Raw genomic sequence first — 12,577 nt, 5'->3', positions numbered from 1 at the left:
TTGGTCCTTGGTCCTTGGTCCTTGGTCCTTGGTCCTTGGTCCTTGGTCCTTGGTCCTTGGTCCTTGGTCCTTGGTCCCTTAACAAATGACAAATGACAGAGGACCAATGACAAATGACAAATGACTGTTAAAGGTTCCGTGAGTTTGGGTTTAGGGATTCAACCCTAGGTCTGATGATTTTTAGTCAAAAAGACACTATGGTATCGCTTCTTAAGGAAAATTCTAACGGATATACCCTGAAGCGCCGGATCAGTTTTCTATGGTTTTTTGACATTTCCCACGAGGGAATCAGGGTTTGAGAGGGAATTCGCGTTTCTTTGACAAAATTTAACAGTTGGCAAGGGGCGATCGCCTGTGGAATGAGGGCGTAAATCCGGTGGGAGTTGAAACTTCATCGCTAAATCGGGCAGGGGTTCAAACGTTGGCGGCCCCATAGAATAAGTCGGTTGAACCCGATTGACCGCCTAGTTCTGTTAAACTTAAAAATAGGAAAGCCCTTTTGCTCCATTGAGTCCATGTAGAGAGGATGCGTCAGGGGCTTTAAACCCGAGGGACCCCACCTAAATTTTTATCTCGTTTGCGCGAACCCTAAGCTGTAGAAAACCAGGGGACAAAATTTGAGACTGAAATCCTGACTAGATAAGGCATTGAGTCTTTTTCCCCTTCCACCCGGTTCGCGCAACTGCTGAAAGCTATACGGGAAGAGGATTTGAGAGAAAAATGAATTTAACCTATTTACAAATCACAGGCTGTAATGGTATTTTAAATCTAGGTTCGCGCAAATGCACCTTGAAAACTTTATATAGCAAGGGTTTCAAATACCGGCGGTCTCAATGACCCCTAATCCCTTTCAGGGATTGAAACACCTCCCGCCAGGGCTACTAGCAGCGCAATCACGTCTCAATGACCCCTAATCCCTTTCAGGGATTGAAACCCAGAAACTCACAGATAGCCGCAATATTCCCATCATCCGTCTCAATGACCCCTAATCCCTTTCAGGGATTGAAACTCTACTGCCGTATCCCACATATTTTGCTTTTGTTCGTCTCAATGACCCCTAATCCCTTTCAGGGATTGAAACAGGCGGACAACATCGTTATTGGGACCAAATTTACAAGTCTCAATGACCCCTAATCCCTTTCAGGGATTGAAACTAGGCAATACTGGTATAACTCATCCTCGAATTGCTGTCTCAATGACCCCTAATCCCTTTCAGGGATTGAAACCGATTGGGGGATAGCTCTACCGACTTTGATAAGTGGTCTCAATGACCCCTAATCCCTTTCAGGGATTGAAACCCACCACAACTGTTGAGAGGCTAAATTCGGAGGGTCTCAATGACCCCTAATCCCTTTCAGGGATTGAAACCCTTAGATGAGAGATGGGACCATAATATGCTGATCGGTGTCTCAATGACCCCTAATCCCTTTCAGGGATTGAAACTAGATATAGATGTTCGTTAAAAGCTTGATTTTAACGTCTCAATGACCCCTAATCCCTTTCAGGGATTGAAACACGAAGCGCTTGAATACGCTCGTTGTTGGGTTAAAGAGTCTCAATGACCCCTAATCCCTTTCAGGGATTGAAACCAGTTGAATTTTCCTTGCGGACAACAAAAGTGCTTCTCCGTCTCAATGACCCCTAATCCCTTTCAGGGATTGAAACAGATAATCACCTACATTATCAGACGAGGCTACAAGTCTCAATGACCCCTAATCCCTTTCAGGGATTGAAACGGATTGGAAATGATTGCATCGTGAGTAGAATTTGTCTCAATGACCCCTAATCCCTTTCAGGGATTGAAACGAATAGTAAGAGCTACCGATGGGGTGGTCAAATTCCGTCTCAATGACCCCTAATCCCTTTCAGGGATTGAAACGAACAATTTTACCTTGCCAATTCCCAACTTGCCCAAGTCTCAATGACCCCTAATCCCTTTCAGGGATTGAAACGATAATCTAGTACCATTGGGCGACTTTTGTTAATTAGTCTCAATGACCCCTAATCCCTTTCAGGGATTGAAACATTTTAAATGACGGAATTCCGGGAAACCCAAACAGTCTCAATGACCCCTAATCCCTTTCAGGGATTGAAACCCGGGTGCGATCGCACTACCAGCAGCGCAACCCCGTCTCAATGACCCCTAATCCCTTTCAGGGATTGAAACCTGAATCTGGGAGTTGTTAAGCCAGCTAATCTCAGGTCTCAATGACCCCTAATCCCTTTCAGGGATTGAAACTTGCAACTGTTCCAACGGATAAATCTATTCCCCTCCCATTGCACCTTCGCGAATCATTCCGAACCCAACCCACTCACCCCGGGCATCCAAGGAATATCAGTCACCCCGGGTTCATACCCAAGTTGTTTAATCAAGGTAGTCACCTGCCCTCGATGATGAGTTTGATGGTTGAACAGATGCGTCACCAAAATCCAGGCAGGCATGACGCGCTGTTTCTGGTCCGACTGACTGACATATTCAAACGGTTGATTTAACCAGTCCGGGTCCAGACTCTTGGACCAGTCTAAAATTTGCTGGTCTGTCTGTTCCCGTTCGGCTCTCAATTCGGCAAAATCTGCATACAATTCTTGTGAGAGGGATGTCCCCAAAAATGGCTGATTGGTAAATCGCCCCATCCAAACTTTATCTCCATAAAGCAGATGGTTCAAGGTTCCATGAATTGACTTGAAAAATGCTCCCCTATCTTGCTTGCGTTGTTCGTCGGGAATTGACTCGCAAACTTGATAAATATTCTGGTTCATCCAGCAATTATATTCAGCCATCAGTTGATAGGTGTTCCGGTGGTGCATAATTATCGGTGCTTAATACGGCATTTTGATTATCCGATGAAGTTGGACTAAACTGCTGACGGAAGGAGGCGATCGCTGCTTAACCCGGACCTTGCTATAGCGCACCTAAATGAGTTTAACTTCAAAAAAATGAGCAAGATGTGATGCCTCCGGCACTCTTGGCGATCGCACTCCAAAAACGTACCTCATCACTGGTGGAAATGCTATATCTTAAATTCAGTTGTAACCCACTAAATACTTGGAAAACCCTCCGTTTATTTTGTTAGCCCCACTACCAAGCGGCTTGTCTGATAGTTGGGCATTGTTTGGGGTTGACGGAGGATCGGGTTAGTCTAGGGTCCAGTGAAAAATACTTAATAGGGTCACTCCGCCCTTACTCAGGGGTGGACTAGAATGATAGAGGGTTGGAGTGCCTCCAAGACAGGCATATTCCCACTCTGCTTTACGAGTTAATCGAAGGCGGATTCAAAGGCAACACTGAGGGGCTTCTTGGAAGTAGTGCCGTTCTCAAAAAGAGCGGTGACTATTGGACCCCTTTTGAGATAGTTTATAATTGGCCCTTAGAGATTGTTGTATTGTTAACTTAAAAAAATAAAGTAGTGTATTAATAATTAATTTTAACTAAAACTAACAAAAACGGGTTAATAATTGCGCTGAATTCTACAATATTTTTTACGAAAGCAAGTCAATGTCAGGGATAATTAAGGACAATTAGGGACAATTATGGATACGATTCGGGGTCAGTATGAGCCGGTTTTAGTCGCCCTTTCATTTATAATTGGTGCCGTTGCTTCTTACACGGCGTTAGATTTAGCCGGACGAGTGAATCCGAAATCTTCGGGGCGATCGCGCTTAATCTGGAGTGTGGGGGGTGCTGTGGCAATGGGAACTGGCATCTGGTCGATGCATTTTATCGCGATGTTGGCGTTCCAGTTGCCTGTCCCCACAGCATACAATATCCCTCTCACCCTGTTGTCTTGGGTGGATGCAATTGTGGCTTCGGCTTTGGCGATGTTGCTGTACAATCGTCAGCAGTTGAAGGTCCGCCTCCTGGTGGGAGGGGGTGTGGTCATGGGATTGGCGATCGCTTCGATGCATTATCTAGGAATGGCGGCAGTCCAGGTCCCGGCAACCCTGCATTACAACCCCTGGGGGGTCACCCTTTCCGTGGCAGTCGCCATTTTTGCCTCCACTGCGGCGTTACGGTTGGCATTTCAGGTTCGCGACTCCCTCAGTCCTCACCGGGAATGGCTGAAAGTGGGGAGTGCAGGGATTATGGGCGTGGCGATCGCCGGGATGCACTATACCGGAATGTGGGCCACCTGTTTTGCGGCAATTTCCCACCCAGAAGCGATGCGGATTGAAGGTGCGGACCAATCCTGGTTAGCAATGCAAATCGGTCTGGGAACGCTGATTCTGCTGGTGGGAACCCTGATTACCTCTTTGGTCGATCGCCGTTATCAATCCCAGATGTTACGAGAACAGGCCCTCCAGGAAAGTGAAACCCGGTTCCGAACGTTAGTCGAAAATATGCCCGTTGGAGTATTACTTCTGGATGCCAAAGGCACTATTTTATTGAGCAATCCTCTCGTCAGGGAACTGCTGGATCTCTCGGAAACCGAGTTACAGGGGAAAAGTGCTTTTGAGTTGAACTGGCAGATTCTTTCTTTGGATGGAACGATTTTGATTCAAGAACAGCATCCCCTTAATCAGGCGATCGCCCTGGGTCAACCTGTGCACAATCAAGTCACGGGAATCTGCCGGTGGGGGAAAAAAGACACCGTATGGTTGCTGCTAAATATGGACCCCCACATCGGCTCCTCCGGCGAGGTTGAACGAGTCGTTTGCACCTTCAGTAATATTAGCGATCGCAAGCAAAGTGAAGATGAAATTCGGCTGCTATTAGATACAAATCAAGCCATCCGTCATGCACCGGATTTAGAAAGTGCTTTAGCCTCCGTATTACGCTCAATTTGCATTACCATTAATTGGGATGTGGCCGAGGCTTGGCTTCCCGACGCCAATCACCACTCCCTCACCTATCGTCCCGGTTGGTATTACCCCGAACCCGATGTGGAAGAGTTCCGCCTGCTACGGGAACCCCGGATCTATCGGTTTGGGGAAGGACTTCCCGGAAGAGTGTGGGAGTCACGCCAACCGGAATGGATTGAAAATTTAACCGAGGAAACCGAACCCCTCGCCGATGCTTTAACAGCACTCAAACAGGGATTAAAAGCCAGTTTTGCAGTCCCCATTATTCGAGGCAATGGGATTTTAGCCGTTTTAACCTTCTTTAAACGCAGGGAAAGTCCCCGAGATGAACGAGCGATCGCCTTAGTAGGAGCAGTTGCCACTCAGTTAGGTTCCTCCATTGGTCAAAAGGTCGCAGAAGCTGCCCTGAGTGAGAGTGAACGGCGGTTACAACTAGCCTTAGAAGGCAGTGAATTAGGCATCTGGGATTGGCAAATCCCCACGGGAAAAACCTATTTTGATCCGCAATGGAAAGGGATGCTGGGGTATGAAGTTGAGGAAATAGGTAATCACTATCAAATGTGGGAGTTGTTGTTACATCCAGAGGACCGTAAGCCCACCCTGGAGGCGTTACAAGACCATTTAAAGGGAATTCTCCCGGTGTATGAACGGGAATTACGGATGCGAGCGAAGTCTGGGGAATGGAAATGGATTCTGTCTCGGGGTAAAGTAGTAGAACGAGACCCATCTGGCATCCCCTTACGCATGAGCGGTACCCACAAAGATATTACGCCTCGAAAATCTGCGGAAGCTGCCTTAGATGAGAGTCAGCGGCGCTATCAAACCCTAGCTGAAGCCTCTCCGGTTTGTATTTTTCATACGGATGCTCAGGGAAATTGTCTTTATGTTAACCAGCGGTGGAGTGAGTTGACGGGACTTTCTTTAGAAGGGGCGATCGGCAAAAGTTGGATTGCAAATCTCCATCCCGATGATTTGAAGCGGGTGCAATCGGAGTGGTTTTTAGCCGCTGAAACTCGGGTTCCGTTTAAGTCAGAATATCGGTTTGTCCGTCCTGATGGGATTGTGGTTTGGGCGATCGGTCAGGCGATCGCCGAAATCGGCGATGATGGGAAAGTTCAGGGCTATCTCGGCACCATTACCGATATCAGCGAACGCAAACGGGCGGAAATTGCCTTACAGCAGCAGCTTAAACGGGAACGTCTGGTCAGTTCAATTCAGGAACGGATTCGCTCCTCTCTGGACCTGGAAGAAGTCCTTGAAACTGCCGTCAACGAAGTTCGGAAATTTTTAGCCACGGACCGAATTTTAATTTATCGTTTTAACCCCAACTGGGGTGGAGTGATTGCCGTTGAATCGGTGGGTTCTGACTGGATGTCCGTCAAAGGAATTGAAATCGAAGACCGCTGTTTCATTGAAACCCATATTCCCCTGTACGCGCAAGGTCGAATTCGGACCATTGATAATATTCACACCGCTGGACTTTCCGAATGTCATGTCGAACTTCTCAGTCAGTTTGCAGTTCAAGCGAATCTCGTGGTTCCTCTGCGACAAGGGGAACAATTATGGGGATTGCTGATTGCTCATCACTGTAGCGGCGAAAGACAATGGCATGAATCGGAAATTGAATCCCTCCGTCAGCTTTCGGTGCAATTGTCGATCGCAATTCAACAATGTACCCTATTTGAGCAAGCTAAAACTGAACTCCTAGAACGCAAACGGGCTGAAGATGCACTCAGGGAAAGTGAGGAACGGTTTAAATTAGCCGTATCCGGGACGAATGATGGGATTTGGGATTGGGATTTGAAAAATGACCAGATTTATTATTCCCCAGTTTGGATGCAAATTTTAGGCTATGAAGAGGGGGAATTACCTTATCGGGTTAGCACTTGGTTTAACAAGGTTCACCCGGACGATTTGTCTGTAGCGATGCAAACCTTGCAAGACCATGTGCAAGGGCAAAATCCCCTTTACTATTATCATACCCACCGCATGGAACGGAAAGATAAGAGTTGGATTTGGGTGGAAGTGAAGGGGAAATGTATCCGGAATGAAGAGGGGGAAGCTTATCGCCTCACCGGCACTTTAACGGATATTACAGAACGCAAAAAAGCCGAAGCAGCGTTACAGGAAAGTGTGGAACGAGAACGCGCACTTTCCCAAGTGATTCAACGAATGCGCGAAACCCTGGATTTGGAAACGATTTTTTCCGCAACCACGCGGGAATTGCGCCAGGTGCTTAAGTGCGATCGCGTTTTAGTTCACCATTTTCATGACGACTGGCGAGGTGAGGTGGTCGCCGAATCCACGGGTCCAGAATGGATTTCTTTAATGGATAACCTTCAGGATTTACCCGAAACTGCCGTGAAACTAACCGGAAGCGACTCGGATTTGCTAGGGGACAACGAGGTTGTGCTAGAAGATTGCTATATGCAATCTGCCCGAACTGAAGAGTGGAATTTAGGTTTGACCTATTTGGCGGTAGAAGATGTTTACAATGCGGGCTTTGATGAATCTTACCTCAATATCCTAGAGCAATTTCAAGCCAAAGCCTATATTATTGTTCCTATTTTTTCCGGCAATAAACTCTGGGGATTATTAGCCAGCTATCAAAATAGCGGTCCTCGCCACTGGAAGGAAGCCGAAATTAAAGTCGTGGTTCAAATTGGCAATCAGTTGGGAGTGGCCCTACAGCAAGCAGAATTACTGGAAAAAACTCAGCGACAATCCCAGGCCCTGCAAAAAGCCGCCCTCGCTGCGGATGCCGCTAACCGGGCCAAAAGTGAGTTCCTAGCGAATATGAGCCATGAACTGCGAACTCCCCTGAATGCAATTTTGGGGTTTACTCAAGTTTTGGCCCGGGATTCCTCCCTGAAACCTGAAAATCACGAGCATTTAAAAATTATTAATCGGGCAGGGGGGCATCTTTTAGCCTTGATTAATGATGTGTTGGAAATGTCTAAAATTGAAGCGGGCAGAATGAGTTTTAATCCGGTCAATTTTGACTTAATTAATTTGCTGAAATCCTTAAATGAGATGTTTCAGCTCAAGGCGGAGTCTAAGCAACTCCAGATTATATTTGAGGGGTGCAATGCCCTTCCTCAGTTTGTGAAAACTGATGAGAGTAAGTTACGTCAGGTTTTGATTAATATTGTAGGGAATGCCATTAAGTTTACTGAAACAGGTCGCGTTATTCTCCGCATTGAGGTGAAAGATGCCTCGACTATGGTCAATCCTGGGGAGGCGGATTTTTCAAACTCCAGTAATCAGGGTAAATTCTTATATTTGGAAATTGAGGATACAGGTCCAGGTATCGCCCCGGAGGAGATGGGGAAATTGTTTGAACCCTTTGGACAAACAGAAACAGGACGGAAATCGCAGCAAGGGACGGGCCTGGGTTTACCAATTAGCCGAAAGTTCGTACAATTAATGGGAGGCGATATTCAGGTTACCAGCACCGTGGGTCAAGGAACGGTGTTTGCCTTTGCCGTGGCGATCGCACCGAGTAGCGAGGCAGAGATTCAAACTCGCCAAAACAAGCGCCGTCCAGTGGCGATCGCCCCTCAAGCTAAAGCCAATGAATCTCGCATCTTAGTCGTAGATGATGCCTTTGAGAGTCGTCTGTTGTTGAAGACAATCTTGAAATCCCTCGGATTTCAAGTGCAAGAGGCGGAGAACGGCCAAGCGGCGATCGCGGTTTATGAAAGTTGGAAACCTCACTTAATTTTAATGGATATGCAAATGCCGGTCATGGATGGTTATGAAGCCACCCGACATATTAAAAATACCGTTCAGGGTCAAAAAACGACCATTGTCGCTTTAACCGCCAGTGCTTTTGAGGAAGAAAGAAAAATGATTTTAGATGCCGGTTGCGATGACTTCATTCGTAAGCCGTTTCAAGAAGAATTGTTGCTAGAAACCATCGGCCAATATTTGAATATTGACTATATTTTTGAAGACCTCTCCCCAGACGACCTGAACCGCTCACAGCCCGATAGTTCTAAACCCCTGTATTCCCTCTCCCCGGAGGCTTTAAAAGTTATGCCCGAAAGTTGGATTTATCAGCTTTCTGATGCAGCCATGCAATGCAGCGATGATTTGATATTACGCTTACTCGAAGAGATTCCCCCGGATCTGTCCCATTTATCCCAAGCCTTAGCCGAGTTAGCCCATAACTATCAGTTTGATCTCATTGAACAATTGACTCAACAGGAGGGCCAATGAACGCCGAACCTGTTCAAATGCTCCAAAAAGATATTCTAATCGTGGATGATACCCAAGATAATCTGCGCTATCTGGCCACGATTTTAACCGAGGAAGGATATAAAGTTCGCAAAGCCTTAAACGGTCAAATGGCCCTCAAAGCCTGTCGGATTGTCGTCCCTGACCTGATTTTACTGGATATCATGATGCCGGATATGACCGGGTATCAAGTTTGTGAAATTTTAAAAGCAAATGAGGCTACTCGCGAAGTTCCTGTAATTTTTTTGAGTGCCTTAGATGATGCTTTTGATAAAGTCAAAGCCTTTAATGTTGGCGGAATCGATTACATTAGTAAACCCTTCCAATTAGAAGAGGTTTTAGCTCGCATCCAAACCCAACTCCTGCGCCGGGATGCCGAATTAAAAATTCAGCAACTCAATGCAGAACTGGAAACTCGCGTCCAAGAACGCACCCTCCAGTTAGAACAGTCTAATCAAGAGCTGATTCAGGAAATCAAGGAACGTAAGCAACTCCAAGAACGGTTACTCCATTTAGCCCTTCATGACCCCTTGACAAATCTACCCAATCGGGTGTTATTTATGGAACGATTGGACCAGGCGATCGCCTTCCGAAAAGCTAACCCCCACTATCAGTTTGCCGTCCTCTTTTTAGACTGCGATCGCTTTAAAGTCGTCAACGATTCTCTCGGTCATATCGTCGGAGATGAACTCCTGATTGCTATTGGTAAACGCCTCCAATCCGCCCTCCGAGAAGAAGATACCTTAGCCCGGTTAGGCGGCGATGAATTTGCAGTCCTCGTGGAAGAACTCCCCACCCTCGACCGGGCACAAAGTATCGCCGATCGCATCTTAAACTCTTTAACCGAACCCTTTCAACTCTCCCGCTATGAAGTTTTTATTAATGCCAGTATCGGCATTACCCTGGGGAGTTTCTACCACGAAAAACCCGAATATCTCCTCCGGGATGCAGACACCGCCATGTACCGCGCCAAAGCCCTCGGAAAAGGCCAATATTACATCTTCGATCCCGCCATGCATGATGAGGCGTTAAACCGTCTCCAGCTTGAAAATGACTTGCGACGGGCCGTCGAACGGCAGGAATTTAAAGTTTATTATCAGCCGATTATTTCCCTAACTACGGGCAAAATTTACGGCTTTGAAGCCCTCGTGCGCTGGCAACATCCTACCCGGGGATTTATCTCTCCCATCGACTTTATCCCCGTCGCCGAAGAAACGGGTTTAATCGCCAGTATTGATCTGTGGGTATTACAGGAATCTGTTCGACAACTCCAAGCGTGGCAACATCAAAACCTGATTAATGACAAGGTAACTTGTAGTGTCAATTTATCAGCGCGGCATTTTCTACAATTTTCGTTTATCCAGCATCTGCGGGAACTCCTGGAAGCCACCCAAATCAATCCTCAAATGATTAAACTGGAAATTACTGAAAGTGCGATCGCCAATAAAAACCAAGCCACCCTGGACATTCTCCACCAAATTCGCGACTGCCATATTGAATTAAGCATTGATGACTTTGGGACCGGCTATTCTTCCTTAAGTTACCTAGAAGAATTTCCCGTCAATGTCCTAAAAATCGATCGCTCTTTTATCAAGCGCATTGATGACCCGGAACATCAGTGCGGATTGGTTCCCGGTATTATCGGAATCGCTCACACAATGGGCATGATTGCGATCGCCGAAGGGGTGGAAACTCCCATCCAATTAGAAAAACTCCGAGGATTAGGCTGTGATTTCGCCCAGGGATACCTCTTTTCTAAACCCTTAGATCCAGAGGCGATCGCCGAATTGTTAGCCCGTTCTCCCCAGTGGTAACCCCCGGACTGGGTACAGTGTTAGAGTCCCAGCCTAGACCCGAAACCGGGTTATTGGCCGTTTCTTTGTTGCTGAGTGCGACAGAGGTTCTCCCAAAACCCGGTTTGTCACCCCTACTCTGTACCCCAGACCCAAATACCCAGCGATCGTCTGGATCACCCTTTAAGTTGCTGTAATTGCTCTAACAAGCGGCTCACTTGAGCATTCGGTTCTAAAAAGGAAAACAGATGCTTAAACCGTAACTTACCTTCCACATCGAGTAGATACTGTGCTGGTAACGGTGCACCCAGAGCTTGTCCGGTCCCATAAGCCCGAAAAACTAAACAACTCGGATCGCACAACACCGGCATTTTTAATCCCAAATCCCGGATGACAATTTGAGTTTGACGTTCATCGGTACTCGTGATTAATAACACTTCCGCACCCGCTTCTACAAACTGCTCATAAGCCGTATTCATGGCTTTAATGTGAGGAAAACACAGTGGACAATATTGTTTTTCCGTAAAAATGCGAGTAAAATAGAGAATGACAGGTTGTTTTTCTCGGTATTCAGAAAGGCGAATCGAACCCTCCCCGTTGACATGAGGAAGTTGAAAGTCAGGGGGACAGACTGCCGGGTAGAGTTTATTGAGAGCAGGAACCGGCAGAAAATTATTGAAAAAGCGTTGATTGAGTAATCCTCTAAAATCCGTAGATGTCAACATAGTTTAAGCCTCTTGATCCCATTCATTAAAGAAAATCCTGCATAAATTTTAAACCCAACTCAATCCCTGCTGAAGTAGCTTGGGGAAAGAGTTGGGTTTCAAAGGATTAAAGGGCGATCGCCGATCAAGTTCCAATCGCGATCGCCTCCGATGCCAATCCCGCCAATTAGATAGCCGCAAAGAATTCTTTAGACTTCTTGGGATCCGGGTTCATCGTCTTCGCACCGGGTTGCCAACCTGCGGGACAAACTTCATCGGGGTGAGTTTGAACGTGCTGGATAGCTTGCAGAATCCGCAGAGTTTCTTCGACATTACGGCCAAATGCCAGGTTATTGATAGTGGCGTGCTGGATCACACCGTCTTTGTCGATGATAAACAGTCCACGCAGAGCGATTCCCGCTTCAGGATCGAGGACATTGTAAGCGGAACTAATTTCCTTCTTGATATCGGAAACCAGAGGATAGTTCAAGTCGCCCAGACCCCCAGATTTGCGATCGGTTTGGATCCAAGCCAGGTGAGAAAATTCACTGTCAACCGATACACCCAACACTTCGGTGTTCAGTTGGCTGAAGCTTCCATGACTGTCGCTAAAAGCGGTAATTTCCGTCGGACAAACAAAGGTAAAGTCCAGGGGATAGAAGAACAACACCACATATTTACCCCGGTAGTCCGAGAGTTTGATGGTTTTGAACTCTTGATCCACAACGGCGGTGGCGGTGAAGTCGGGGGCCTGTTGGCCGACGCGGATACATCCTTCGGTCATTGTTTGATTCTCCATGTTATGAGGGTTAACTGGCGCGAACAGGCTAGGGCGTAGGCTTGGAAAGCACGCTCACGGCGATCAACGCGCCCGATTCTTTACGAACCGTTACAAGAATATCATAATCATAACGATTTTGAGTAGGGTTGTCTGGGGAGGATTGCTCATCTGGCGACCTGTCAATTTAAAATCTATAATGATAGTGAAAATGGGGATTGCTCGAATCCGAGTTGCCTCTGGCGATCGGAACGGATGAAAAT

Annotated in this window: 6 protein-coding genes and 1 CRISPR repeat array; of the genes, 2 read left to right on the top strand and 4 right to left on the bottom strand. The window is 46.8% G+C overall.

The genetic code is table 11. The annotated features are described in order from the left end of the window. Positions 1–257: 257 nt before the first annotated feature. Positions 258–434: a hypothetical protein gene (locus NG792_RS02130; protein WP_261234335.1), complete on the bottom strand. Its 177-nt coding sequence runs from the start codon at positions 432–434 to the stop codon at positions 258–260. A gap of 393 nt (positions 435–827) precedes the next feature. Further along, positions 828–2,239: direct repeats of the CRISPR family, unit length 37 nt; unit sequence GTCTCAATGACCCCTAATCCCTTTCAGGGATTGAAAC. Between the two features lie 53 nt (positions 2,240–2,292). Continuing rightward, positions 2,293–2,808, bottom strand: coding sequence for a DinB family protein (locus tag NG792_RS02125; RefSeq protein ID WP_261200011.1), 516 nt, complete (start codon positions 2,806–2,808; stop codon positions 2,293–2,295). Between the two features lie 723 nt (positions 2,809–3,531). On the opposite strand from NG792_RS02125, the gene NG792_RS02120 reads away from it, so the two are divergent. Together NG792_RS02120 and NG792_RS02115 are read left to right on the top strand one after the other, a co-directional pair. Continuing rightward, positions 3,532–9,021: a PAS domain S-box protein gene (locus NG792_RS02120; RefSeq protein ID WP_261234334.1), complete on the top strand. Its 5,490-nt coding sequence runs from the start codon at positions 3,532–3,534 to the stop codon at positions 9,019–9,021. Further along, complete coding sequence (locus tag NG792_RS02115) at positions 9,018–10,853, top strand: two-component system response regulator (RefSeq protein ID WP_261234333.1); 1,836 nt, start codon at positions 9,018–9,020, stop codon at positions 10,851–10,853. The genes NG792_RS02120 and NG792_RS02115 overlap by 4 nt, the downstream gene beginning before the upstream one ends. 155 nt (positions 10,854–11,008) lie before the next feature. Here NG792_RS02115 and NG792_RS02110 read toward each other — a convergent pair whose 3' ends face one another. Together NG792_RS02110 and NG792_RS02105 are read right to left on the bottom strand one after the other, a co-directional pair. Then, complete coding sequence (locus NG792_RS02110; protein ID WP_261200008.1) at positions 11,009–11,557, bottom strand: peroxiredoxin family protein; 549 nt, start codon at positions 11,555–11,557, stop codon at positions 11,009–11,011. A 166-nt stretch (positions 11,558–11,723) separates the two neighbouring features. After that, positions 11,724–12,320 carry a peroxiredoxin gene (locus NG792_RS02105; RefSeq protein WP_261200007.1) on the bottom strand — a complete coding sequence of 199 codons (597 nt, stop codon included), beginning with the start codon at positions 12,318–12,320 and terminating at the stop codon, positions 11,724–11,726. Positions 12,321–12,577 lie beyond the last annotated feature (257 nt).

The organism is Laspinema olomoucense D3b, assembly GCF_025370785.1.
In the GTDB taxonomy this organism is placed as follows: domain Bacteria; phylum Cyanobacteriota; class Cyanobacteriia; order Cyanobacteriales; family Laspinemataceae; genus Laspinema; species Laspinema olomoucense.
Note: the sequence above shows the minus strand (reverse complement) of the source record. Positions and strands in the feature narration are given on the sequence as shown.